Genomic DNA, 24564 nt, shown 5'->3' on the forward strand with positions numbered 1-24564 from the left:
TCGACCCGGATCGACCGATCGAGACGCATCACCGTCTTCCGGCCGGGCTGGGTGAGGACGAGGTGGACGTCCGTGTGCCCCTTGTTGGCCTCGAGGATCCGGCGCAGCTTCACGGCCATCTCCTCGGTCGCCTTCTCCATCGGCATCATCAGGTTGAGCGGCCTGTCCTTGGGGTCGGTGACGTCGGGGATGGTCATCGACATCGCCATCATCGAGGTGGGCCGGTCATCCGAGTGTCGGATCCGTCCCGTCAGCGAGATGACGAGGTCGGTGGCGAGCAGGCTCGCCACGGGCTCGTAGGTGTCGCCGAAGAACATCACCTCCACCTCGGCGTCGAGATCCTCCAGGGACACGATCGCATAGGGCTTGCCCGAGTTCTTCGACACCTTCCGCGTCACCTGGGTGATCATCCCGCAGACCTTGACCTGGGATCCGTCGGGGCGATGGGATTCGGGGTCGACCACCTCGGCGATCGAGGCTTCGGACTCGGCGGCGAGCACACCTTCGAGGCCGTTGAGCGGATGGTCGGAGACGTAGAGGCCGATCATGTCGCGCTCGAACGCGAGCTTCTCCTTCTTCTCCCATTCGGGACGGTCGGGGATCGCGACCGAGAAGCTCGGGGCGTCATCGCCGCCGCCTCCGAGGCCAGCGAACAGGTCGAACTGTCCGTTGGCCTCCTGCCGCTTGACGCCGATGACCGAGTCGACGGCCTCCTCGTGGATCTCGACGAGCGACCTGCGGGTGTGCCCCAGCGAGTCGAAGGCGCCGGACTTGATGAGCGACTCGATCGTGCGCTTGTTGCACACGTGGCTGGGCACCTTGTCGAGGAAGTCGGTGAACGAGGTGTAGGTCCCCTTCTCCTCCCGCGCTTCGACGATGCCGTCGACGACGTTGGAACCGACGTTGCGCACCGCGCCCATGCCGAAGCGGATGTTCTCCCCGACCGGGGTGAAGTGCAGGGCGGAGTCGTTGACGTCGGGCGGGAGCACCGTGATGCCGAGCCGGCGGCACTCGTTGAGGTAGATCGCCAGCTTGTCCTTGTTGTCGCCCACCGAGGTGAGCAGCGCCGCCATGTACTCCGCGGTGTAGTGCGCCTTGAGGTAGGCCGTCCAGTAGGAGACGACGCCGTAGGCGGCCGAGTGGGCCTTGTTGAACGCGTAGTCGGAGAACGGGAGCAGGATGTCCCACAGCGCCTGCGCCGCCGCCTCGGAGTAGCCGCGCTCCGTCATGCCGCCGAAGAAGCCGACCTTCTGCTTGTCGAGCTCCGACTTCTTCTTCTTGCCCATCGCGCGACGGAGGATGTCGGCCTGACCCAGCGAGTAGCCGGCGACCTTCTGCGCGATCGCCATCACCTGCTCCTGGTAGATGATGAGGCCGTAGGTGGTGCCGAGGATCTCCTTGAGTGGCTCCTCGAGCTCCGGGTGGATCGGGGTCACCTCTTGGAGGCCGTTCTTGCGCAGGGCGTAGTTCGTGTGGGAGTCCGCGCCCATCGGGCCGGGCCGGTAGAGGGCCAGGGTCGCCGAGATGTCCTCGAAGTTGTCGGGCTTCATCAGCCGCAGCAGGGCGCGCAGGCCGCCGCCGTCGAGCTGGAACACCCCGAGCGTGTCGCCGCGGGCAAGGAGCTCATAGGCGCCGGAGTCGTCGAGTTCGAGGTGTTCGAGGTCGAGGTCGAAGTTCCGGTTGGCGCGGATGTTCTCGACGGCGTCGGAGATGATGGTGAGGTTGCGCAGCCCCAGGAAGTCCATCTTGATCAGCCCGAGGCCCTCGGAGGTCGGGTAGTCGAACTGGGTGATGACCTGACCGTCCTGGAACCGGCGCATGATCGGGATGACGTCGATGATCGGATCCGAGGACATGATCACGCCGGCCGCGTGCACACCCCATTGGCGCTTCAGTCCCTCCAGGCCCTTCGCGGTCTCGAAGGTCTCCCTCGCCTCGGGGTCGGTGGCGACGAGCTCCCGGAACTCGCCGGCCTCGTTGTAGCGCTTGGCCTCCGGGTTCTCGATGTCGGCCAGGGGGATGTCCTTGGCCATCTCCGCCGGCGGCAGCGCCTTGGTCAGTCGCTCCCCCAGCGAGAACGGCTTGCCGAGCACTCGGGCCGAGTCCTTGAGCGCCTGCTTGGTCTTGATCGTGCCGTAGGTGACGATCATCGCGACGCGCTCGTCGCCGTACTTCCGCGTCACGTATTCGATGACCTCGCCGCGGCGACGATCATCGAAGTCGACGTCGAAGTCGGGCATGGACACACGGTCCGGGTTGAGGAAGCGTTCGAAGAACAGTCCGTGCTGGAGCGGGTCGAGGTCGGTGATGCGCATCGCGTAGGCGACCATCGAACCGGCGCCGGATCCACGTCCGGGCCCGACCCTGATGCCGTTGTCCTTCGACCAGTTGATGAAGTCGGCGACGACGAGGAAGTAGCCGGGGAAGCCCATCGAGATGATGATGTCGAGCTCGTAGTCGGCCTGTTTGCGGACGGCGTCCGGGATCCCGTTCGGGTACCGGTACTCGAGTCCCTTCTGGACCTCCTTGATCAGCCAGGACGTCTCGTCCTCGCCGGGCGGGCACGGGTACTTCGGCATGTAGTTCGCCGAGGTGTCGAAGGAGACCTCGCACATCTCGGCGATGCTCAGGGTGTTGTCGCAGGCCTCAGGGAGTTCGGAGAACAGGGCGCGCATCTCCGCCGGGGACTTGAGGTAGTAGCCGGAGCCGGAGAACGCGAACCGGGATCCGCCCTGGTCGTAAGTGGGCTCGATGAGCTTCGAACCGGACTGGATGGCCAGCAGCGCCTCGTGCGCCTTCGCATCGGATTCGTGCGTGTAGTGGAGGTCGTTGGTGGCGACCAGTGGGATGTTCATCTCCTTGGCGAGCCGCAGCAGGTCCTTCGTCACCCGCTTCTCGATGGACAGTCCGTGGTCCATGAGTTCGCAGAAGTAGTTCTCGGCGCCGAAGATGTCCCGGTACTTGCCGGCTGCCGCCTTCGCCTCCTCGTACTGTCCCAGCCGCAGGCGGGTCTGGATCTCTCCGGAGGGGCAGCCGGTGGTGGCGATGAGGCCCTCGGAGTAGGTGTGGAGCAGGTCCTCGTCGAGGCGCGGCCACTTCGCCGTCACCGAGTCCAACGAGGCGTGGGAGGAGGCCTTGAACAAGTTCCGCATGCCGGTGTTGTTCTTCGACAGCAGCGTCATGTGCGTGTACAGACCGCCGCCGGAGATGTCGTCGCGCTTCTGCGACTCGTCCGTGCGCCATTTCACCCGGGACTTGTCGCCCCGGTCGGTGCCCGGAGTGACATAGGCCTCGACGCCGATGATCGGCTTGAGCCCGGCGCTCGTGGCCTGCGACCAGAAGTCGAAGGCCCCGAACAGGTAGCCGTGGTCGGTCGTCGCGATGGCCGACATCCCCGAAGCCTTCGTCGCGGCCATGAGATCGCCGAGGCGGGCCGCACCGTCGAGCATTGAGTACTCGGTGTGAACGTGAAGATGGACGAAGTCGTCTTTCGGCACTGGCAGCCTTCCTAGAGCACGGTGTTCCGCATCCACCTTAGACCATCGCGAAGCTGCCGCTCAGGAACTGCGGAGGCGGTCGAGCGCCGTCTGCAGATCCTGCGGATACTCGCTCTCGAACTCCACCCAGTCCCCGGAATCGGGGTGGCTGAAGCCGAGTTTGACGGCATGCAGCCACTGTCGCTCGAGCCCCAGCTGTTTGGCCAGCACGGGGTCGGCGCCGTAGGGAAGATCACCTGCGCAGGGATGGCGCAGGGCGGAGAAGTGGACCCTGATCTGGTGGGTGCGGCCGGTCTCCAAGTGGATCTCGAGCAGCGAGGCCCGGCGGTGGGCCTCGAGGACCTCGTAATGGGTGATGGCGTGCTTGCCCTCGCTGTGGACGGCATAGAGTCCGTCGTGACGGGGATGGCGAGCGATGGGGGCGTCGATCGTGCCGAGCACGGGATCGGGCAGGCCCTGCACCACCGCGTGGTAGGTCTTCTCGACCGTCCGCTCCTTGAAGGCGCGCTTGAGCACGCTGTAGGCGTACTCGCTCTTCGCCACGACCATCAGACCCGAGGTGCCGACATCGAGGCGCTGCACGACGCCCTGACGCTCCGCAGCTCCCGAGGTGGCGATCCCGAAGCCGGCGGCGGCAAGCCCGCCGACCACGGTCCGGCCGGTCCAGCCGACGGCCGGGTGCGCAGCGACCCCGACCGGTTTGTCGACGACGACGAACGACTCGTCATCGTGGACGATCCGCATCCCGGGAACGGGATCGGGGACGACTTCGAGAGGCCCTTTGGCCTCGGGCATGATGACGTCGAGGCGTTCGCCCGCGACGACGCGGTCCGATTTGGCGACGGGGCGTCCGGAGAGCTGCACTCCTCCGGTCGCGCAGATCTCCGCCGCAGCGGTCCGCGACAGGCCGAGCAGCTTGCCCAGGGCGGAGTCGACCCGCTGACCTTCCAGACCTTCGGGGACCAGGATAGAACGTTCAGTCATGCGTGTCCTCTCTACTCGAGTGTGCTGATGGGGCCGTGGTCTTCGATCCGTCCAGGTCGATTCCCCGCAGACTCGTCACCACCAGGGTCAGTGCCGCCGCGGTGATGGCGATGTCGGCGACGTTGCAGATGAAGAGCGAGAGGTCGATGAAGTCGACGACCGCACCGTGGAGGAAGCCGGGCTGCCGGAACAGGCGATCCACCAGGTTGCCGAACAGCCCACCCAGCAGCAGACCGAGACCCACTGCCCACGCGGCAGAGCCGAGCTTCCGGGACAGCACGAGGATGGCGACGAAGACCGCGATCGCGATCAGCGGGAACACCCAGGTGACGCCGGCCCCCATCCCCAGTGCGGCACCGGGATTGCGATAGAAGGCGAATCCGGCGAGACTGCCGAGGACGGAAATCGGCTCCTGACCCTCGAGGAACCGCACTGCCAGGAATTTGGTCATTTGATCGAGAACGAGCACTGCAGCGGCGATGCCGAACAGAATGCGGAGCATGGTCCTGCGACGGATCTTCGCCTCGGGGGCCTGGGATTTCATCTGGTCCATTCTAGCTCACTGCCTGGGCCCGGCTCCCGGGCAGGCGACAAGGTCCGGACACCCGCAAGGGGTATCCGGACCTTGTTCGGTGACGCTCGTCTCAGAGCTTGTGGTTCGACGACGACGAACCGAAGGAGTTCCCGTCGAGGGTCTCCGGCGCCAGGCTCGTGGAGTTCTCCAGTTCGCGCAGCTGGTCGTTGAGGTAGCTCTTCAGGCGAGTGCGGTACTGACGCTCGAAGTTCGAGAGCTGATCGATCGCACGCTCGAGGGTCGACTTCTGCGACTCGAGCGAGGACAGGGTCTCGTCGCGCTTGCGCTCTGCCTTTCCGACGATGTCCTGAGCTTCCTTCTCGGCGCTGCGGATGAGCTCATCGCGCTTGCGCTGACCTTCGGAGACGTGCTCGTCGTGAACACGCTGAGCCAGCGCGATCAGACCATGAGCATCTGCGTCTCCGCCGGCGTTGACAGCGGCAGCTCCCGCAGGTGCCGGCGACGGCGCGGCCGCCGGGGCGGACTGGCTCGGTGCCGGGGACTGGGGTGCCGGAGCGGCTTCCTTGACGACAGGAGCTGCGGGCGCCTCGGGCTTTGCGGCCGGGGCGGCCGGAGTCTCGGGAGCCTTCTCCTCCTTGGGCTGCGAAGGAGCGGGAACAGCCGCGGGCATGGCCTGAGTGGCGTCGATGTCGGCAGCCGGGGCGGCCTTTGACGATCCTCCACCGTTCTCGAGCTCCTTCACCTGCTGCTCGGCAGCGGAGAGCTTCTGACGCAGCTCGTCGTTCTCCTGGTAGAGACGACGAAGCTCAACGACAACCTCGTCAAGGAAATCGTCGACTTCATCCTGGTCGTACCCGTCGCGGAACTTCACATGCTGGAACCGCTTGTTTACTACGTCTTCAGGCGTGAGCGCCATGAGGTCACCTTTGGTCGATCTGCATTCATTACGTGGCCACCCATGGAGGCGGCTTCAACGTCACAATAGCGTAACACCAACCCGTTTGTCGTGCGGAAATGCCGCAATGGACAAGTCTTTGCACGAATTGATGCGCGTGTTCTGCCGGCGCCGGCGAGCCGCCGCCGCTGCGAGCCGCAACTGCGCCCCGCCTCGGTGAGGTGGAGTCGGCGCGCGGACTCGGAGCCGCAGCCCTCAGCCCCGGCACCCCTGCCAGCGGGATCAGATGGTCGTGCGCGAGAGTCCGAAGAGGAAAGAGGCGATGATCTGGATCCCGATCAGCAGCACAATGAAGCCGAGGTCCAAGGAGACCTGGCCCAGGCGCAGCGGAGGGATCACCTTGCGCAGAAGCTTGAGCGGCGGGTCGGTGAGGGTGTAGACGAACTCGGCGAGAACGAGGAAGAATCCGCGGGGGCGCCAGTCGCGTGAGAACACCTGCACGAGGTCGAGCACGACGCGCGCGAGGAGAACGTAGACGTAAAGGCTGAGTGCCGTGCCCAGGATGTAGAAGATGATGGCCACGAGTCGCCAGTGCCTTTCATTGTTCCGGTCAGGTCGGTCCCAGCCTAACCGCTCCGGCTGGGAAGAGCTCAAAGAGAAGGTGGGCGTTCTCAGCTCTGGTTGAAGAAGCTCGCCTGCGTGTCGGGGTCGGCTTCGCTCTCACCGGTGACTTCGATGTTCTCCGGGGTCAACAGGAACACCTTGTTCGTGACCCGTTCGATCGACCCGTGCAGGCCGAAGATGAGACCGGCGGAGAAGTCGACGAGGCGCTTCGAGTTGGACTCGTCCATCTCGGACAGGTTCATGATCACCGGGGTGCCGTCGCGGAAGGCGGACCCGATCACCATGGCATCGTTGTAGCTGCGGGGGTGGATGGTCTTGATGCGATTCATCGAAATTCCTGGCGCCGGGGTGTCTACTGGACGGATCGGTGTCGGGTGGATCGGGGTCACCGGTGCCGGTGCCTGTTCCCTGACCGGCTCCCGTTCCGGTTCCGGCTGCTCATCAAAGGTCTCGACGACCTCGCGACTGCGCCGCTGCTGCTCCACCGGCTGGTCGTCCTCTTCGACGAATCCCAGGTATTCCAGGGTTTTCTTGATTGCTGACATACTGTGCTCCTCGACCTTGCGGTGCTTGCTCGCCTGCCGCCCAAACTATCGCACTTGATCCGCCTCGGCGTTCAAGCCTCACTGGTGTGTCGTCAGTTTTGTTCCTGCAGCCACACCACGCCCGCGAACCGCCCCGTCCTCTGCCGCCGCCGGTAGGAGAACAGGTCGTCCGATTCCCGCGTGCAGGTGCGGGAGAAATGATCGATCGTCACGCCCGCCCGGCTCAACTGCTCCGCAGCGGCTCCGGCGATGTCGAGCGCGGGCGTGCCGGACACCGACACCGAGGCGGCGACGGGTTCGACCTGGGCGACTTCGTCACGCAGCTCGGCCGGCACCTCGTAGCAGCGGGGGCAGACGGAGGGGCCGATGACGGCGTGAATGTCCTTCGCACCGTGGGCCCGCATCGTCTCGAGAGTGGCAGGGACGACACCGCCGGCCAGTCCGGGCCGGCCCGCGTGGACGGCTCCGATCACCCCGGCCGCGGTGTCGGCGAGCATGATCGGCGTGCAGTCGGCGACCATGATGGCCAGTCCGACGCCGCGCACTGCCGTCACCTGCGCATCGGCTTCGGGTGTCTGGGTGCGCAGGTGCTCACCCGCGGCGACGACATGGACGTTCGTGCCGTGGACCTGGGTGACGAAGCTCAGACGCTCGGCGCTCATCCCCAGCACCTGGGCCAGTGCCGACCGGTTGGCGTCGACCATCGATTCGTCGTCCCCGACTTGCCGGGCCAGGTTGAACGAGGAGAAGTCCCCGCTCGAATACCCTCCATGCCGGTCGGTGAAGGCGATGTGGGCGCCCCTCGGACCGGGGACGACGAATCGTGAGTGCAGCATGCTACTTGAGGAAGTCCGGGATATCGAGGTCGTTGTCGAAGTTCGACGAGCTGCGCTCGCTCGGCAATGACGTCGGGATCTGGTGCTCCTCGATCCGGTGGTCGGTCTCCTTCGCCGCCGAGGTGTCGGGGACGGTTGCGGGAACCGGCTCCGGCTCCGGAACGGCGGCGGGAATCGCAGCGGGTGCCGCCTCGGCGCTCGTGCTCTCCTGACCAGGGACGCTGTTGTCGAATCCGGCGGCGATGACGGTGACCCGGCATTCGTCACCGATGTTGTCGTCGATGACGGCGCCGAAGATGATGTTGGCCTCGGGGTGAGCGGCCTCCTGGACAAGTCGCGCGGCCTCATTGACCTCGAACAGTCCCAGGTCGGCCCCACCCTGGATGCAGAAGAGCACTCCGTGGGCGCCGTCGATGCTGGCTTCGAGCAGCGGCGAGGCGATGGCCGACTCGGCCGCCTGGACCGCGCGGTCGTCGCCGGTCGCCGCACCGATGCCCATCAGTGCGGTGCCGGCGTCCTGCATCACGGACTTCACGTCGGCGAAGTCGAGGTTGATCAGTCCGGGCACCGAGATGAGGTCGGTGATGCCCTGGACACCGGAGCGCAGCACCTCGTCGGCGGAGCGGAACGCCTCGACGACGGACACGCTGCGATCGGAGATCGAGAGCAGGCGGTCATTGGGAATGACGATGAGTGTGTCGACCTCTTCGCGCAGAGCGGCGATGCCGGCTTCGGCCTGAGCCGAGCGGCGACGTCCCTCGAACGTGAACGGGCGGGTCACGACACCGATCGTCAGCGCGCCCAGCGAGCGGGCGACGCGGGCGACGACGGGGGCCGCACCCGTCCCGGTGCCACCGCCCTCACCTGCAGTGACGAAGACCATGTCGGCGCCTTCGAGGGCATCGCGGATCGCGTCCTCGCTGGCTTCTGCCGCTTTGCGCCCGATCTCGGGATCGGCGCCGGCGCCGAGTCCGCGGGTCTGCTCACGGCCGATCTCGAGCTTGACGTCGGCGTCGGAGAGCACGAGAGCCTGCGCATCGGTGTTGATTGCGATGAACTCCACGCCGCGCAGGCCGACGTCGATCATCCTCTGGACAGCGTTGACACCGCCGCCGCCTGTGCCGGCGACCTTGATATCCGCTCCGGATTGTGGGAATTCAGCCAAGTCGGTTCCTCTTTCGGCGCATCACACACGCTTGTTCAGCATGCCTCTTCGAAGTCTTGTCTGCCATGACGCTATTGTCCAGGGCAACTCCACTGCAACCATTCTCCCCGGAGTGTCGGGCATCGACCAAACTTGACCCCGGTGTGTCGGCGCCAATTGTGACGGATATCCGCGGCGGGCTGAATTGTGTGCCGCGGGGCCCGAGAACGGGGCTCGAGAACGGGATGCTCGCGGCGGGCCGAATTGTCCGATGCCGACCTCGAGAGCGGGTCCCGACAACGGGAAGCCCGTGACCACCAGGCTCGAGGCTCAGTTCGTCACCGGGACGGAGGGAACCGAGACGTCGATCGAGGTGCGTCCTGCCTCTGCCAGCTGGACGGCGGTCTCCAGCTTGAGGCTGGCGCCGGTGCTGTCGCCGAACACGACGTTCGCCTTCGTCTCCCCGGCTTCGATGGTGCCCTGGAGGCTGTTCGAGTTCACCGCGGAGATCGTGTGCAGCTGTGAGCGCAGCTCGGGACTGAGCTCGGCCATGAACCGGATCACCGCCGCCACCGTCTCCTTCGCCGGCGGACCCTTCGTGTCCTCGAGGACCGTCAGCCCCGCCGGTGCCTTCTCCACAGTGCCCAGATGCACGGCGTCGGGGTCGAAGAGCTCGAAGCCTCCCTCCCCGGCGACGGCGAGGACCGGCTGGCGGTCCGTGATCTCGAGGCTGAGGCTGCGCGGTCCGGAGTAATGGACGGAGACCTCGTCGGCACGGGGGAACCTCTCCAGCACCTCGGATTCGACCGTGCCGGGCCGCACCTGCGGCAGCGGGGTGCCGCCGTGTTCGGCGAGGACGAAGCGCTCCACATCGCCTGCCGCGACGAGCCGGCTGCCGCTGACGGTGACCTGATCGAGGCGCAGCACCGGTGAGAACCAGGCGACGGCGACCAGGGCGAGCAGGGCGACGACTGCGCCGATCACGCTCAGCCGCCGGGTCCACAGCTGTCTGCGCCGCAGCCGGATGACCGCAGTGAGGTCCGCCGTCGAGTTGTCGTCGGCGCGAGGTTCGTCGAGCGGCACAGGTCTCAGTTCTCCAGCGCGGTGAGCAGCTCCGGACCGAGGATCGTCACATCCCCGGCTCCGACGGTGAGCACGAGATCGCCCGGGCGCACGCGCTCGGCCACGAACGGCACCGCCTCGCTGAAGGACTCGAGGTAGGTGACGTGCTCGTGCGGGACCGTCTCGGCGACGATCGCACCGGTGATCCCGGGCACCGGATCCTCCCGGGCGGGGAAGATGTCGAGGACGACCACCTCGTCGGCCAGGCCCAGGGCCCGTCCGAACTCCTGCCGGAACTCCATGGTCCGCGAATACAGGTGCGGCTGGAAGATCGCCCACACCCGGCCCCCGTCGGTGACGACGCCGCGGGCGGCCGAGAGCACTGCGGTGACCTCTGTGGGATGATGCGCGTAGTCGTCGATGACCCGCACGCCGCCGGCGATGCCCTTCTCGTCGAAGCGGCGCCGGGTGCCGCCGTAGCCGCCGAGTCCCTCGGCCGCCCGTTCGACGTCGGCGCCGAGGGCGTGGGCGACGGCGATCGCCGCGCTGGCGTTGAGCGCGTTGTGCGTGCCCGGCTGCTTGAGGTGCACGGGCAGTCCCTGCTCCCGCCCGGGAATGTCGAGGACGAAGTCGACGCCGAGGCGGGACTCGAGGTCGCGCAGGCGGATGTCGGACTGCTCCGACTGCCCGTAGAGGAGGACCTCGGTGCCCTGCTCCCTGGCTCTGGTCGCCACGGACAGCGACCCCGGGTCGTCGGCGCAGGCGACGACGGCGCCGCCGCGGGCGCCGATCCCCGCGCAGAATTCGACGAAGGCATCGGAGACCGCCTCGGCGGTGCCGTAGTGGTCGAGGTGGTCGGCTTCGACGTTGGTGAGGATCCCGATCGCGGGCTCGTAGAGCAGGAACGAGCCGTCCGATTCGTCCGCCTCGGCGACGAACACGTCACCGCTGCCGAGGTGGGCGTTCGTGCCCGTGGTCGACAGGACTCCCCCGATGACGAACGAGGGGTCGAGCCCGCAGGCCTGCAGCGCCACCGTCGTCATCGACGTCGTAGTCGTCTTCCCGTGGGTGCCCGCGACGGCCACCGCCCGCTGCCCGAGCATCAAAGAGGCCAGTGCCCCGGACCGGTGGAGGATCCGCAGCCCGCGACGCTGCGCCTCGGCGAGTTCGGGATTGTCCTTCCGGATCGCCGAGGAGATCACCAGGGTGTCGGCCGCGCCGAGGTTGTCGGCGGAGTGGCCGATGTGGACCGTGGCGCCCAGCGTCCGCAGGACGTCGACGACCGCGGAGTCCTTGGCGTCGGACCCGGAGACGGGAACTCCGTTCATCACCATGATTCGGGCGATGCCTGACATCCCCGCACCGCCGATGCCGATGAAGTGGACGGCGCCCAGCTCGGCGGCGGGGACGATCTCGGTGGCAGTCATGGTCAACCTCTCAGCGCGGATTCGACGATTGCGGACATGGTGGCCGCGGCATTGGTGGGGTAGTGCAGGTCGAGCGCGGCGCGGCTCATCGCCTCGAGACGGGCGGTGTCCCTGACCAGCGGCAGGACCGTCTCGGCCACCACCGCCGAGGTGAAGTCGGCGTTGTCGACGAGCACCGAGGCGCCCGCCCGGACGCTGCCGGCCGCGTTGAGCCGCTGCTCCCCGTTGCCGATCGCCAAGGGGACGTAGACGGCGGGCACGCCGACGACGGTGGTCTCCGCGACGGTCGCGGCTCCCGACCGCGCGACGAGCAGATCGGCGACGGCGTAGACCTTGTGCATTCCGTCGACGTAATCGACGACGTGGTAGTCGGGAAGCGCGGCAGTCGCTGCGCGCAGTGCCTCTCCCTTGCCGCGTCCGGTGATGTGGAGGACCTGGACCGCCTGCTCCTGGCACAGTGCGGCGACGTCGAGGAAGGCGTCGTTGATCCTCTGCGCTCCCGATGAGCCTCCGGTGACGACGAGCACGGGAGCGTCGTCGCGCAGACCGAGTTCGGCTCGGTGGGCTCTGCGCATCGCGTCGTCGCTGCGGTCGAGTGAGGAGATCTCTGCGGGCATCGGCATCCCCACCAGCTTCGCGCCGGGCAGCTTCGTCCCCGGGAACGTGACCCCGACCCGGCCGGGCTGCGTCAGGCGGGCGCCGAGGCGGTTCGCCATTCCGGGCTTCGCGTTGGCCTCGTGGATGATGAGCGGCAGCTTCGCCCTCCGGGCGGCGAGGAAGGCCGGCGGGCAGACGTAGCCGCCCACGCCGACGACCGCGGCGACCTCGCGCTCGGCGATGATCCGGCGGACGGCGGAGATGTTGGCGGCGAAGCGCTGCGGAAACTTCAGCGCCGCCGGGTTCAGCGACCGCGGCATCGGGACCTTGTCGATCGTGAGCAGTTCGAAGCCGGCTCGCGGGACGAGGTCGGCCTCAAGTCCGTCGGAGGTGCCCAGAGCGAAGACATCCGCCTCGGGGTGCCTGGCTCTCAGCTCTCGCCCGATGGCCAGCATGGGCGAGATATGGCCGGTGGTGCCTCCGCCGGCCAGCAGAATGCTCAACGTCATCTCACTTCTTTCGTCGTGCTTCCGGTCTTCCGCCGTCTGGCGAGGACCGCGAACGAGGATCGCACGCGCGCCCGGTGAGCCGCGATGGCGGCCTGGGCGCCCTTCTCGGAACGGGCGAAGGACAGGATCACCCCGATCGCCAGCAGGGAGGCGATGATCGAGGAGCCGCCGTAGGACACGAACGGCAGGGGCAGCCCGATGACGGGCAGAAGTCCGGTCACGACTCCGATGTTGATGGCGGCCTGGCCGATCAGCCAGGCGAAGAGTCCGGCTGTCGCGATCTGGACGAACAGCTCATTCGAGCGCATGATCACGCGAATCAGGCCGTAGGCCAGGGCTGCGAACACGAGCACCACGACGAGGGTGCCGAGGAGTCCGAGCTCTTCGCCGATGATCGCGAAGATGAAGTCGTTGTGGGCCTCGGGCAGCCAGGACCACTTCTCACGGCTCGCCCCCAGTCCGACTCCCAGCCAGCCGCCGGAGGCCAGCGAGAACAGACCGTGGTTGGATTGCCACGCTGAACCTGTGATGTGGGCCGACGTCTGGTCGGCGTGCCCTGTCAGCATCGCTTCGATGCGGGCAAGTCGATTCGCCGAGCTGAGCACGTAGAAGAGGACGACGGCGACACCGCCGGCGAAGAGCAGCGTGAAGTGCCTCCAGGGGAAGCCGCCGACGAACAGGCAGACCGTGGCCATGGCCATGAGGACGATGGCGGTGCCCAGGTCGTTGCCGGCGATGACCAGTCCGACGGCGATGGCGATGCCCGGCACCACCGGGATCATCGCATGGCCGAAGGTCTTCATCCTCCCGAACTTGCCCGCCAGCACGAAGCCGAGCCAGACGGCGAGGGCGATCTTGAGGAACTCGGAGGGCTGCAGCTGGAACCCGCCGAGCTGGATCCAGTTGGCGTTGCCGTTCGTCGACTTCCCGATCCCGGGGAGGAACACCGCGGCCTGCATCACGATGCCCACTCCCAGCGCGATCCATGCCACTCTCTTCCACAGGCGCAGCGGGACGCGGGCGGCGACGAACATGAGGACGATTCCGATCGCCGCGAACCCCAGCTGCTTGTTGAAGTAGGCGAACGAGGAACCCTCACCGCCGTCGTAGGAGGTGATCGAGGACGCCGACAGCACCATCACGACGCCGAGCGAGGTCAACGCCAGGACGGAGACGAGCACCAGGTAATACGTTGTCAGGGGGTAGGCGGAGACGCGGCTGAGCTCCCGGCCGAGGCCGATCAGGGCGTCGCGGAACGGCTGGGCCCGATTCCCCGACTCCCCCCGGGCAGGCTTCGTGGAGCGAGCTGGCTTCGTGGCCCCTGCCGAGCGAGCTGGCTTCGTGGCGACCTTCGTGGCCCCTGCCGACCGGGCTGCCTTCGTGGCGGCCTTCGTGGACCCAGCGGGGCGCGCTGCCTTCGTGGCGCCCGCTGACTTCCCGGCGGCCGGTTTGCGCTCGCGCTTGACTGCCTTGGTTCCGCCCTTCGCGGACTGGGCGCTCGTGCGCTCCGAGGCGGCGGACGTCGCATCCGCCGAAGTCCCCTGTGCACCTCTGGCAGTCGTCTCCTCGGTCCCGGGTGCCTTCGCACTCTGGCGGGAGGTCCCGCGCAGTCCGCGTTTCTGCGCGGACTTCGACGAGGCGGGGCGGCGGGGAGCTTGAGTCTGCCGTCCCATGTCAGCTCCCGATGTGAGCGTGGACAGCCTCGGCGAAGAGGTCGCCGCGCGTGTTGTAGTTGCGGAACTGGTCCATGCTCGCCGCAGCCGGCGCCAGAAGCACGACGTCCCCGTCGACGGCCAGCCTGCCGGCCGCCGCAACGGCGGCGCTCATGATCGCCTGCCCGCGACGGTCCGGCGATTCGTCCGGTTCGGCCAGGTCCGGGTCGATCCGGACGACCGGAAGGTCCGGGCACGCCTCGGCGACGGCCCGCCGGAACGGACCGTCCTCGGCGCCGATCAGCACGAGGCCGCGCAGCCGGTGACCGTGGTCGCGCAGGAGCGGGGTGAAGTCGGCGCCCTTGGGCAGTCCCCCGGCGATCCAGACGATCGAGGGGAAGCTGGTCAGCGAGGCGTTGGCCGCGTGGGTGTTCGTGGCCTTCGAGTCGTCGATCCAGCGAATTCCGGCATGCGTGGCAACGGGGACCATCCGGTGCGCCCCCTGGGAGTGGGCGGCCAGCCCCTGCGCCACCGCGGGTCCGGGCACGCCGATGCTGCGGGCCAGGGCGGCGGCGGCCAGTGCGTTGGCGACCTGGTGCCCCGCCGGCTCGTGCCCGGACACGCCGGTGGCGGTCGCGACGTCGGCCAATGTCGCGAGCTCCGCGGCAGACGAGTAACGCTGCGGGATGAAGGCTCGGTCGACGAGGAGGTCATCGACGAGTCCGAGCTCGCCGGGGCGGGGAATGTCGGTGGTGAATCCGATCGCCTTCGCCCCGGCGATGACGTCGGCTTCTTCGACCATCGTCCGGGTGGCGGGGTCTGCGACGTTGTAGACGCAGGCGGTCTTCACGTTGTGGTAGATCCGGGCCTTGTCATCGGCATAGGCCTCGGCGGAACCGTGCCAGTCGAGGTGGTCCGGGGCGATGTTGAGCACCGCGGCCGCATCGGCGCTCATCGAGAACTGCCAGTGCAGCTGAAAGCTCGAGAGTTCGATCGCGAGCACCTCCAGCCCGGGTTCGAGGACCGCCTCGAGCAGGGGCGTCCCGATGTTCCCGCAGGCCCTCGCCCGGTGTCCGGCGGCCAGCAGCATGGATTCGAGCATCGTGGTGGTCGTCGTCTTGCCGTTGGTGCCGGTGATCGCCAACCACTTGGCGTCATTGGCACCGCGGATGCGCCAGGCCAGTTCGACCTCACCGATGACGGGGATGCCTGCGGCCATGGCCGCGGCCAGCACCGGCTGATCGGGGCGCCAGCCGGGAGAGGTGACGACGAGGTCGAGCGGTTCGGCGGGCAGGGCCTCGACGTGTTCGGGTCCGCGTCGGATCTGCACGTCGAAGACCTCGAGGATCTGGATCTTGTCGGAGACGTCGGCCTGCGCGTCGCCGTCGATGACGATGACATCAGCACCCCGCTCGGCCAGGTGCACCGCGGCGGGGAACCCGGTGACCCCGAGTCCGGTGACGAGGATCCGGAGTCCGGCCAAGGACGAGCTCGGGCCGGTCAGCGCCGCAGGGATCGCCTCGGCGTTCGGGTAGGCGGCGACCGGCGCGTCCGGTTCCCCGTCGGAGCCGGTCAGGTGGGCGGCGGGGTTCTCAGCCAATCCGCGACACCCATTCGGCGTAGAACAGACAGATACCGGCGATGACGAAGAGGGCGGCGATGATCCAGAAGCGCACGACGATCGTCACTTCCGCCCAGCCCCTGAGCTCGAAGTGATGCTGCAGCGGCGCCATCCGGAAGACGCGCTTGCCCGTCGTCTTGAACGAGGCGACCTGGATGATCACCGACAGGGTGATGATGACGAAGAGACCGCCGAGGACGACGAGGAGGAGCTCGGTGCGCGACATGATCGCCAGCCCCGCGATGGCGCCGCCGATGGCCAGCGACCCGGTGTCGCCCATGAAGATCTTCGCCGGCGACGTGTTCCACCACAGGAAGCCGAAGCAGGCGGCGGCCATGGCCGCAGCGACCATCGCCAGGTCGCGCGGGTCGCGGGTGTAGTAGCAGGCGTTGGTCGCCTCGGACATGAGGTTGCAGTTCTGCGTCGACTGCCAGGTGCCGATGACGACATAGGCCGCGAAGACGACCGCCGAGGCGCCCGTCGCCAGACCGTCGAGGCCGTCGGTGAGATTCACGGCGTTCGAGACGGCGGTGACGATGAGGTTGGCCCAGATGACGAACAGGATGAGTCCGAGCACCGCGGAGCCGAAGGCGAGGTCGAGGTTCGTGTCGCGGATGAACGAGACCTTGGTCGACGCCGGGGTCTCCCCGAAGGAGTTCGGGAACTGGAGACCGAGGACGGCGAACGAGATCCCGACGAAGCCCTGGCCGATGAGCTTCGGAATCGGGCGCAGTCCCAGGGACCGCTGCTTCTTGATCTTGATGAAGTCGTCGAGGAACCCGACGACCGCGAGGCCCGCCGCCAGCCACAGGACCAGCAGTCCCGAGGCGGTGGGAACGGATCCTGTGAACAGATGACCGAGGAGGTAGGCCAGGATCGCAGCGCCGATGATGACGACGCCGCCCATCGTGGGCGTGCCGCGCTTGGTCGCGTGCGAGGTCGGACCGTCATCGCGGACGAACTGGCCGTAGCCCTGTCTGACGAGGAATCGGATGAACAGCGGCGTGCCGAGCAGAGTGAGGAACAGGCTCAGGCAGGCGGCGAGCAGTACGGCAATCATTGGGCCCCCGATACACCGGCGATCTCATCGCCGAGATACCGCAGACCGGCATCGCGTGAAGATTTGAACAGGACGATGTCGCCGGGCGCCAGTTCCGCCAGCAGCAGTTCTTTCGCCTCGGCGGCGGTGGGCACCCAGGTCGCCTCGTTGCCCCAGGAGCCTTCGAGGTTGGCGGCGTTGTAGATGGGCTTCGCGCCCTCTCCGACGACGATCGTGCGGGTGATGTTCAACCGCACGACGAGTTCTCCGATGTCGGCGTGGGCGGACACGGAGTCCTCGCCGAGTTCGAGCATCTCCCCGAGCACGGCGAACGTCCGGCGCGGACGGTTGTCCTCGTCGCCGCGGCCCATGGCCGCGAGCGTCTTCAGGGAGGCCCGCATCGAGTCCGGGTTGGCGTTGTAGGCGTCGTTGAGCACGGTCACGCCCGTCGGTGAGTCGATGAGCTCCATCCGCCACCGGCTGGCAGCCGAGGAGGTAGCCAGAGTCGTCACGATCGACTTGATGCCGACGCCGCAGGAATGGGCGACGGCCGCGGCGGCCAGGGCGTTGCCGACGTGGTGTTCGCCGACGAGGGCCAGGCGCAGGTCCTGGGGCTCTTCCCCGGGCAGGTGCAGGGTGAACTGGGCGTGGCCGGAGACGTCGGTGGTGACGCCTGTCGCCTGGACGACGGAGTCGTCGTCCGCCACCCATTCGGGCAGGGACTCGCGCTGGGAGAACCACAGGGTCTTGACACCGGGGGCGAGGACGTCGCGCATCGCCGCGACCCGCGGGTCGTCGGCGTTGAGCACGGCCACGGAGTCCGCGGTGAGGGATTCGACGAGTTCGGCCTTGGCCCGGGCGGTGTTCTCGATCGAGCCGAAGACTCCAGAGTGGGCGGTGCCCACCGCGAGTTCGACGGCGATGTCGGGACGGACCAGACTGGTCAGGTAGGCGAGGTTGCCGATGGAGCGGGCGCCCATCTCGAGCACGAGGAAGCGGGTCGTCTCCCCCGCCCGCAGTGCGGTCAGCGGAACTCCGACCTCATTGTTGTAGGAATTCGGCGGCCATACCGTCTCGGCCTCGCCGGCGAGCAGATCGGCGGTGAGGTCCTTGACGGTCGTCTTGCCCACGGAGCCGGTGATCGCGATGACCGTGAGGTCGGATTCGGGGTCGGCTCGCAGCGCTTCGATGCTGTGCTTGGCCAGCAGACCGAGCGCCTCGGTGGCGTCGGCGACGACCACGGTGGGCAGGGTCCGCTCATCGACCGTGGGGACGGATTCCCCGATGATCAGGGCGGCTCCGGCCTCGACGGCCGCGGCCGCGAACTCGATGCCGTCGAAGTTCTCGCCGCGTCGGGCGATGTAGATATCGCCGGGCCCGACCTCTCTGGAGTCGGTCACTACGCCGGCGGACAATTGGGTCTCGGGGTCAACGCCGTACAACTCGCCGGAGACGGCGGTTGCGATTTCGGCTGCAGTCAGTCGCTTCATATCAACTTTGCACTTTACCTGTTTCCGCGCCCTCAAGTCGTGCGCAGAGAGCTGAGCGTGTCCGTTCGCGGTCGTCGAACTCGGTGACGACCCCGCCGGTGTCCTGTCCGGTTTCGTGTCCTTTCCCGGCGATGAGCACGGTGGTTCCGACCCTCGCCGAGGCGAGGGTTTCGTCAATGGCCGCACCGCGGTCAGCGACTTCGACGACTCGGCGCACACGCGCCGATCCCGTCGCGATCTCCGCTTCGATCCCCTCGCGGATCGCGGCTCGGATCGCGTCCGGATCCTCGGTGCGAGGATTGTCGTCGGTGAGAACGATCACGTCGGCGCCGCGGGCCGCGGCACGTCCCATTCCGAATCGCTTGCCCGGGTCGCGGTCGCCGCCGGCGCCGAACACGATGACGAGTTCGTCGCTGTCGGCGTCGAGGGAGGCCAGCGCCTTCTCGATCGCGTCGGGAGTGTGCGAATAGTCGACGATCGCCCGAGGTCCCTGTGCAGACTGAAAGTCGTGGCCTGCGCTGATGACCTCCATCCGGCCCGGCACCGAGGCGGTGAAGGAGCGGCCGACCGCGCTGAGGTCCTCCGGCGAGGTTCCCGCTTCCAGGAGCATGGAGGCGGCCAGTGCGGTGTTGGTGACGTTGAAGTCCCCGGGCAGCGGGGAGCGCAGCGGGATCGTCGTCCCCGCCGCGTGGAGCGCGAAGTCGGACTCCCCCGGAGTGTGCTCGATCCTCCATTCGCTGCGGTCATCGCGTCCCAGGGTCCGGACCGGCACCGAGGCCGCTGCGGCCATCCGCTCTCCCCACTCGTCCTCCACCACGATCACGGCCGAGTCGGAGAAGGAGGGGGTGAATAGCTGGGCCTTGGCGTCGAAGTACTCGTCCATCGAATGATGGAAGTCGAGGTGGTCCTGCGACAGGTTCGTGAACCCGGAGACGGCGAAATGGGCGCCGTCGACGCGATGCTGGGCCAGCGCGTGGGAGGAGACCTCCATCACGCAGGTGTCGAGCGCGGCCCGGCGCATCCGGGCGAAGAGTGCGTGGAGCTCGGGCGCCTCCGGGGTGGTGCGCACGCTCGGCACGGCCTCTCCGTCGATGAGCGTCGCAACCGTGCCGATGACTCCGGTGCGACGGCCGAGGGCCTCGATCAGTCCGGCCATCAGGTAGGTGGTCGTCGTCTTGCCGTTGGTCCCTGTGACTCCGAGGAGCTCCGGCGTGTCCGTGGTGCCGTAGACGGCGGCGGAGACCGCGCCGAGCACGGCCCGCGGATCGTCCACGACCAGTGCGGTCACCTCGGCGAGGGCAGATTCATCAGCGGCCGCGGTGATCATGTCCCACCCGCGCGGATCGGTGAGGATCGCGCTCACCCCTTGGGCGATGAGGGCGGGGGCGAACTTCGCCCCGTGCACGTTGGCGCCGGGCAGAGCGGCGTAGAGCTGACCCGCAGTGACGGTGCGCGAATCATGGGAGACCCCTGACACCTCGGCGTCGGGGTCCCCATGGATGGTTCCGGGGGCCGCTGGCAGCAGCTGAGAGATTCGCATCATTTCCATTCTCGTGCGGGTAGCTGGGGCTCGGTCGTCGATGGGGGAATCCGCAGATGCCTCATCGCGTACCCTGCCACGTCGGAGAAGACCGGAGCTGCGGCAGTACCACCGTAATAGCCCTTCCGGGGGCGCTGCAAAGTCACGGAGATCGCCAGCTGCGGGTCTTCGGCGGGGATCACACCGACGAAAGAAGCAGTGTATCCGTCGTATCCGCCTCCCTCGGCCGCGGGCGCCTGAGAGGTGCCGGTCTTGCCCGCCACCCGGTAGCCGGACACGGAGGCAGATTTGCCCGTGCCCTCGGCGACGACGCCTTCGAGGATGCTCGTCGTCTGCTTCGCGGCCTTCTCACTGATCACGCGCTTGGGCGCGCCGCCCGGATTCGGGATCGTCCGCCCGGAGGGGGTGATCTCCCCGGAGACGAGGGTCGAGGGCACATGCACTCCCCCGTTGGCGATGGTCGCGATGACGTCCGTGGTCTGCAGGGCGTTGGCGGCGATTCCCTGGCCGAACATCACCGTGTACTTCGTCCGGCCGTCCCAGTCCTGGTAGGGATGGAGGATGCCGCCGGTCTCAGCTGGGAAGCCGATGCTCGACTTCGATCCGAAGCCGAATCGCCTCAGGTACTGGTAGCGCTGCTCTTCGCTGAGCTTGTTGCCGGCGAGGATCGTGCCGGTGTTCGACGATTCGGCCATGATCCCGGCGAAGGTGAGCTTCTGGTCCGGGTGCTCGTGGGAGTCCTTGAACTCCTCATCGTTGGGTGCCTTCCACTTGTAGGGCACCGTGAACTCCTGCTCGGGAGTCACCAGGCCCTGGTCGAGGAGGGCCGCCGCGGTGACCATCTTCGCCGTCGACCCGGGTTCGAACACGTCGGTGAAGATCCGGGATCCGCGCTGCCCGCCCTCGGTCTTCCCGGGGGCGTTGGGGTCGACGCTGGGAGCGTCGGCGGCGGTGAGGATCTCCCCGGTCTTCACGTTCTTGATGACGATCGAGGCGGATTCGGCCTTGTGCTTCTTCCGCTGCTCCTCGATCGCCTGCTGGGCGTAGTACTGGAGGTCGGTGTCGATCGTCGTCTGGACGCTCTTGCCGTCGACAGCGTTCTGGATGTTGTTGTCGCCGAGGGGGATGATCTCGCCGCGGGCGCCGCGTTCGTACTGCTGCTTGCCATCGCGACCGCGCAGCACATCGTCGTAGGCGAGTTCGAGCCCGGCCTGCGCCTGCCCGTCCGAGCTGAGGAAGCCGACGATGTTTCCCGCCACTGCTCCGGCCGGGTAGGAGCGCACCGCGTACTCCTCGGAGGAGACGCCGAGGATGTTGAGCTTCTTGACGGCGGCCCAGGTCTCCGAGGTCAGGCCCTTGGCGATCGGGTTCCAGCGCTTGTCACCGACGAGTTCGGGGTAGATCAGGCCGGGGTCGGTGTGCAGGGGTCCGGCCAACGCCTCGGCCGCTCCCCAAGCACCGAGCAGCTTCCCGTCCACGGTCCACTTCGCCACGTTCTGCTGGTCGACGACGAGCTGGTAGCGCGAGACGCTGTCGGCGAGGACGGTGCCGTCCGAGGCCAGGATCTGGCCCCGGGAAGCGGGCAGGGTGCGGGTGACGAGACGGTTGGACAGCGCCTTCTCCGCCAGCTGCATCGAGTCCATGCCCTGGATCGAGATCAGGCGGGCGGAGGTGATGAGCATGACCACGACCGAGAAGACGGCGATGATCGTCATCCGCAGTCTGGGGTTGGGGCCGCGCCGCTTTCCCTTGTGCTTCACCCGTGTGGCTCCTGTGCCCATTGCGCTGTCCTTGGTCCTTCGAGTTCGGCGAGCGGCTGACCGGATCCTGCGGGCAGCCTATCTGGGGGTCTGCTGCTCGGGGGCCGCGATGTCCCTGCTCGGGGTTCCCCCGACCACCGGCAGCGTCTCATCCGAGCGTAGGTTGGGACGCAGGTCGTTGCGGGTATCGGCGCGCGGGCCGGGGACAACTGTGGGCTTCTTCTCACCATTGACGTCGATGGGAGGCGCGTCGATGATCTTCCCCGTCCTGGCGTCGAGGAACTCCGGCGAGGAGTCGCGGACCAGGCCGAGCTCCTCGGCGGCCAGCGCGATGTTCTGCGGGCTCTCCCGGTAGGAGTTGTCCTCGACGAGGCGGTCCTTCTTCTCCGCCAGCTCCTCCTTCTGGGAGTTGAGTCTGTCGATCTCGTAGGAGGTGTGGGAGATGAAGATATTGAGCAGGAGCACCGCGACGAGGCCGGCGACGAGGATCGCCACACACAGCATCGAGAACGGCACCCTCGCCTTCGGCAGCTCGAAGGTGAGCAGCCTGAGGCCCGGCCGCGACTGACGCGCCGGGAATTCCTGGACAGAACTCATCGCAGCGGTGTCCGGGACCGCTGCCGTCGTGGCGTTCCTCACGATCGTGCCTCCCTGATCTTCTGGACTGCGCGCAGGCGCACGCTCTTGGCTCGTGGATTGCGTTCTGCTTCTTCGTCATCGGCGAGTTCGGAACCTCGCACGATCTCTCTCAGCCAGGGCTGCAGGGCCTCGGGCACGACGGGCATCTCGGGCGGAGCGGCGCTGGTTGTGCCGGCTCGGAACACCTTCTTGACGATCGTGTCCTCGAGGGACTGGTAGGACTCGATGACGGCCACTCCCCCGATGTGCAGGGCTCTCAGTGCCTCCGGCAGTGCCGTCTTGAGCACTCCGAGCTCGTCGTTGACCTCGATCCGGAGCGCCTGGAAGGTCCTCTTCGCAGGGTGGGATCGCTTCTTCGTCTCCGGCAGCACCCGCCCGAGCATCGCCGCCAGCTGCTGCGATGTCTCCCACGGGGTGTGCTCACGGTCGGCGACGATGATCTTCGCGATCCGCCCGGCCATCTTCTCCTCGCCGTACTCTCGGAGGATGCGGCGCAGCTCGGCTTCCGGGTAGGTGGCGAGCACCTCGGCGGCTGTCAGCGTCTGGGACTGATCCATCCGCATGTCCAGGGGCGCCGGGCGGGAGTAGGAGAATCCGCGCTCGTCCTCATCGAGTTGAAGTGAGGAGACGCCGAGGTCGAGCAGGATCGCGCTGATCTGCTCGATCCCGAGGTCGCTGAGGATCCCGGGGAGCTCGTCGTCGACGGCGTGGACGATGTCGGTGCGGGAGGAGAAGCGCTCGAGGCGGCTGCCCGCGATGTCGATGGCCTGCAGGTCGCGATCGATGCCGATGAGGTGGACGTCGGGGTACCGGTCGAGGATCGCTTCCGAGTGACCGCCCATGCCCAGGGTTCCGTCGACGACGACAGGAGCGATGCCCGCATCCCTGGCCGCTTCGACCCCGACCCCGATGAGCTCGACCACGCGCTCGAGGAGCACGGGTACGTGTTGGGAGTCCATAGGGGTGTCCTTTGCGGGTCGTCGTTTCGTCGGTCTGCGGGATGTGAACTGCTGGAGCTTGAACCTTGTCCGCCGCCGCCCTGCCACCGGGGAAGTGCGTCAGGACTGCCGAGCTTCGGAACCGGGGAAGTACCCCGAAACTGCGAACACGGCGGACAAGGATCGAACTCGAGCAGTGTCAGATCACTCCGGGAATCACCTCGTTCTCACGTTCGGCGAATGCCTGCTGCGCGTCGACGAGGTACTCCTCCCAGGTCGGGGCGTCCCAGATCTCGACTCGGTTGCCCATGCCGATGACCGCGACTTCCCGGTCCAGTGATGCGTACTGCCGCAAGATATGAGGAACCGTGATGCGTCCCTGTTTGTCCGGCTGATCCGCAAATGCCGCCGACAGGAAGACACGCTGGTAATCGCGGGCCTCTTTGTTCGTCTTCGGCGCGTTCTGGATTCGCTCATGCTCGGCTTCGAACTCCTTGGTCGGGAACAGGGTGAGACAGTTCTCCTGACCTCGGGTCAGTACGAGTCCGGGCGAGAGCTCCTCGCGGAACTTTGCGGGCAGGATGAGGCGACCTTTGTCATCGAGCTTCTGCATATGAGTGCCCAAGAACATGTCGTCTCACCCCTTTCGAAACCCAATCGGCTCCGATAGCAACCACACTACTCCACTTCCCTCCACCCAATCCAGCACTTTTGCTCCGAACTCGAGTTTTGGCGGTAAAACTCCTGGTCAGACTGGTGGAGGAAAGTGGAGAAAATCAGGCTGGGCGAGTCTTCCGCAGGTCCGGATGAGCCCTCTGAGCCCCTGTCTCGGGGTCAGATTCCTGCGGTTCGCCGCAGCCGATCAATCGATTTGATCCGCGTCATTTCGCGGGTGGAGTGAAGTGGGGAGCGAAGTGGAGGGACCGGGTGGAGCGAAGTGGGGAGGAAAGTGGAGGGGTCGAGTGGAGCGAAGTGGGGTGCGCAGTGGGGACGGCGGGTGGAGGGCGGTGGGGAGCGAAGTGGGGTCGGCAGGTGGAGGGCGGTGGGGACCGTCGGTGGAGGGCGGTGGGGACGGTCGGTGGAGGGGGGTGGGGAGTGAAGTGGGGCCCCTGACAAGGCGGTGTGTGGCGGAAGCACGCGGCCGCCTGAAAAAGCGGTGTGTGGAGCGGATCGGCGATTTGGGGGAGAATGGGGTGCATGTCGATCAGCCATGAAGCCACACAGACCAAC

General features: G+C 67.2%; 20 protein-coding genes. All 20 read right to left on the minus strand.

The annotated features are described in order from the left end of the window. Positions 1–3449: DNA polymerase III subunit alpha (gene dnaE / locus RIT73_RS15540; RefSeq protein WP_309133039.1), on the minus strand; the 3449-nt coding region annotated here is incomplete at its 3' end. Positions 3450–3557: 108 nt separating this feature from the next. After that, positions 3558–4481, minus strand: coding sequence for an RluA family pseudouridine synthase (locus tag RIT73_RS15545; protein ID WP_309133006.1), 924 nt, complete (start codon positions 4479–4481; stop codon positions 3558–3560). After that, complete coding sequence (locus RIT73_RS15550) at positions 4474–5025, minus strand: signal peptidase II (RefSeq protein ID WP_309133007.1); 552 nt, start codon at positions 5023–5025, stop codon at positions 4474–4476. The genes RIT73_RS15545 and RIT73_RS15550 overlap by 8 nt, the downstream gene beginning before the upstream one ends. A 100-nt stretch (positions 5026–5125) precedes the next feature. Beyond that, the gene (locus tag RIT73_RS15555) at positions 5126–5932 is read right to left on the minus strand and encodes a DivIVA domain-containing protein (protein WP_309133008.1); all 807 of its coding nucleotides are present in this window, start codon (positions 5930–5932) and stop codon (positions 5126–5128) included. A 261-nt stretch (positions 5933–6193) separates the two neighbouring features. Further along, a complete protein-coding gene (locus RIT73_RS15560; protein ID WP_309133009.1) occupies positions 6194–6493 on the minus strand; it encodes a YggT family protein in 300 nt (99 codons plus the stop codon). A gap of 89 nt (positions 6494–6582) precedes the next feature. Beyond that, the gene (locus tag RIT73_RS15565; protein ID WP_309133010.1) at positions 6583–7080 is read right to left on the minus strand and encodes a cell division protein SepF; all 498 of its coding nucleotides are present in this window, start codon (positions 7078–7080) and stop codon (positions 6583–6585) included. Positions 7081–7172: 92 nt separating this feature from the next. Then, positions 7173–7916 carry a peptidoglycan editing factor PgeF gene (gene pgeF / locus RIT73_RS15570; RefSeq protein ID WP_309133011.1) on the minus strand — a complete coding sequence of 248 codons (744 nt, stop codon included), beginning with the start codon at positions 7914–7916 and terminating at the stop codon, positions 7173–7175. A 1-nt stretch (position 7917) separates the two neighbouring features. Further along, a complete protein-coding gene (gene ftsZ / locus RIT73_RS15575) occupies positions 7918–9081 on the minus strand; it encodes a cell division protein FtsZ (RefSeq protein WP_309133012.1) in 1164 nt (387 codons plus the stop codon). 309 nt (positions 9082–9390) lie between these two features. Then, entirely contained in the window at positions 9391–10143 is a 753-nt protein-coding gene (locus RIT73_RS15580) for an FtsQ-type POTRA domain-containing protein (protein ID WP_309133013.1), read from the minus strand. 5 nt (positions 10144–10148) lie between these two features. Then, on the minus strand, positions 10149–11549 hold the full coding sequence (gene murC / locus RIT73_RS15585) for a UDP-N-acetylmuramate--L-alanine ligase (protein WP_309133014.1): 1401 nt from the start codon (positions 11547–11549) through the stop codon (positions 10149–10151). 2 nt (positions 11550–11551) lie between these two features. Further along, positions 11552–12655, minus strand: a complete 1104-nt coding sequence (locus RIT73_RS15590; protein WP_309133015.1) for a UDP-N-acetylglucosamine--N-acetylmuramyl-(pentapeptide) pyrophosphoryl-undecaprenol N-acetylglucosamine transferase — start codon at positions 12653–12655, stop codon at positions 11552–11554. Next, complete coding sequence (ftsW, locus tag RIT73_RS15595) at positions 12652–14328, minus strand: putative lipid II flippase FtsW (RefSeq protein ID WP_309133016.1); 1677 nt, start codon at positions 14326–14328, stop codon at positions 12652–12654. Before ftsW ends, RIT73_RS15590 begins: the two co-directional genes overlap by 4 nt. 1 nt (position 14329) lies before the next feature. Continuing rightward, a complete protein-coding gene (murD, locus tag RIT73_RS15600; RefSeq protein WP_309133017.1) occupies positions 14330–15907 on the minus strand; it encodes a UDP-N-acetylmuramoyl-L-alanine--D-glutamate ligase in 1578 nt (525 codons plus the stop codon). Next, positions 15900–16988, minus strand: a complete 1089-nt coding sequence (mraY, locus tag RIT73_RS15605) for a phospho-N-acetylmuramoyl-pentapeptide-transferase (protein WP_309133018.1) — start codon at positions 16986–16988, stop codon at positions 15900–15902. Before mraY ends, murD begins: the two co-directional genes overlap by 8 nt. After that, positions 16985–18457 (minus strand): UDP-N-acetylmuramoyl-tripeptide--D-alanyl-D-alanine ligase, encoded by a 1473-nt coding sequence (murF, locus tag RIT73_RS15610; protein WP_309133019.1) that lies wholly within the window; start codon positions 18455–18457, stop codon positions 16985–16987. The genes mraY and murF overlap by 4 nt, the downstream gene beginning before the upstream one ends. A 1-nt stretch (position 18458) precedes the next feature. Continuing rightward, the gene (locus tag RIT73_RS15615) at positions 18459–19997 is read right to left on the minus strand and encodes a UDP-N-acetylmuramoyl-L-alanyl-D-glutamate--2,6-diaminopimelate ligase (RefSeq protein WP_309133020.1); all 1539 of its coding nucleotides are present in this window, start codon (positions 19995–19997) and stop codon (positions 18459–18461) included. Further along, positions 19997–21778 (minus strand): penicillin-binding protein 2, encoded by a 1782-nt coding sequence (locus RIT73_RS15620; protein ID WP_309133021.1) that lies wholly within the window; start codon positions 21776–21778, stop codon positions 19997–19999. Before RIT73_RS15620 ends, RIT73_RS15615 begins: the two co-directional genes overlap by 1 nt. A 57-nt stretch (positions 21779–21835) precedes the next feature. Beyond that, a complete protein-coding gene (locus tag RIT73_RS15625; protein ID WP_309133022.1) occupies positions 21836–22396 on the minus strand; it encodes a hypothetical protein in 561 nt (186 codons plus the stop codon). Beyond that, the gene (gene rsmH, locus RIT73_RS15630) at positions 22393–23355 is read right to left on the minus strand and encodes a 16S rRNA (cytosine(1402)-N(4))-methyltransferase RsmH (protein WP_309133023.1); all 963 of its coding nucleotides are present in this window, start codon (positions 23353–23355) and stop codon (positions 22393–22395) included. Before rsmH ends, RIT73_RS15625 begins: the two co-directional genes overlap by 4 nt. 178 nt (positions 23356–23533) lie before the next feature. Beyond that, positions 23534–23965, minus strand: a complete 432-nt coding sequence (mraZ, locus tag RIT73_RS15635) for a division/cell wall cluster transcriptional repressor MraZ (RefSeq protein WP_309133024.1) — start codon at positions 23963–23965, stop codon at positions 23534–23536. Positions 23966–24564 lie beyond the last annotated feature (599 nt).

It is taken from the genome of Brevibacterium sp. (assembly GCF_031179145.1).
GTDB lineage: Bacteria > Actinomycetota > Actinomycetes > Actinomycetales > Brevibacteriaceae > Brevibacterium.

Bases quoted from the DNA above. Each gene is read 5' to 3' on its own strand.
- RIT73_RS15545 (WP_309133006.1), bottom strand. From the start codon at position 4,481: ATGACTGAACGTTCTATCCTGGTCCCCGAAGGTCTGGAAGGTCAGCGG.
- RIT73_RS15550 (WP_309133007.1), bottom strand. From the start codon at position 5,025: ATGAAATCCCAGGCCCCCGAGGCGAAGATCCGTCGCAGGACCATGCTC.
- RIT73_RS15555 (WP_309133008.1), bottom strand. From the start codon at position 5,932: ATGGCGCTCACGCCTGAAGACGTAGTAAACAAGCGGTTCCAGCATGTG.
- RIT73_RS15565 (WP_309133010.1), bottom strand. From the start codon at position 7,080: ATGTCAGCAATCAAGAAAACCCTGGAATACCTGGGATTCGTCGAAGAG.
- pgeF (WP_309133011.1), bottom strand. From the start codon at position 7,916: ATGCTGCACTCACGATTCGTCGTCCCCGGTCCGAGGGGCGCCCACATC.
- murC (WP_309133014.1), bottom strand. From the start codon at position 11,549: ATGACTGCCACCGAGATCGTCCCCGCCGCCGAGCTGGGCGCCGTCCAC.
- RIT73_RS15590 (WP_309133015.1), bottom strand. From the start codon at position 12,655: ATGACGTTGAGCATTCTGCTGGCCGGCGGAGGCACCACCGGCCATATC.
- ftsW (WP_309133016.1), bottom strand. From the start codon at position 14,328: ATGGGACGGCAGACTCAAGCTCCCCGCCGCCCCGCCTCGTCGAAGTCC.
- mraY (WP_309133018.1), bottom strand. From the start codon at position 16,988: ATGATTGCCGTACTGCTCGCCGCCTGCCTGAGCCTGTTCCTCACTCTG.
- murF (WP_309133019.1), bottom strand. From the start codon at position 18,457: ATGAAGCGACTGACTGCAGCCGAAATCGCAACCGCCGTCTCCGGCGAG.
- RIT73_RS15615 (WP_309133020.1), bottom strand. From the start codon at position 19,997: ATGCGAATCTCTCAGCTGCTGCCAGCGGCCCCCGGAACCATCCATGGG.
- RIT73_RS15620 (WP_309133021.1), bottom strand. From the start codon at position 21,778: ATGGGCACAGGAGCCACACGGGTGAAGCACAAGGGAAAGCGGCGCGGC.
- rsmH (WP_309133023.1), bottom strand. From the start codon at position 23,355: ATGGACTCCCAACACGTACCCGTGCTCCTCGAGCGCGTGGTCGAGCTC.
- mraZ (WP_309133024.1), bottom strand. From the start codon at position 23,965: ATGTTCTTGGGCACTCATATGCAGAAGCTCGATGACAAAGGTCGCCTC.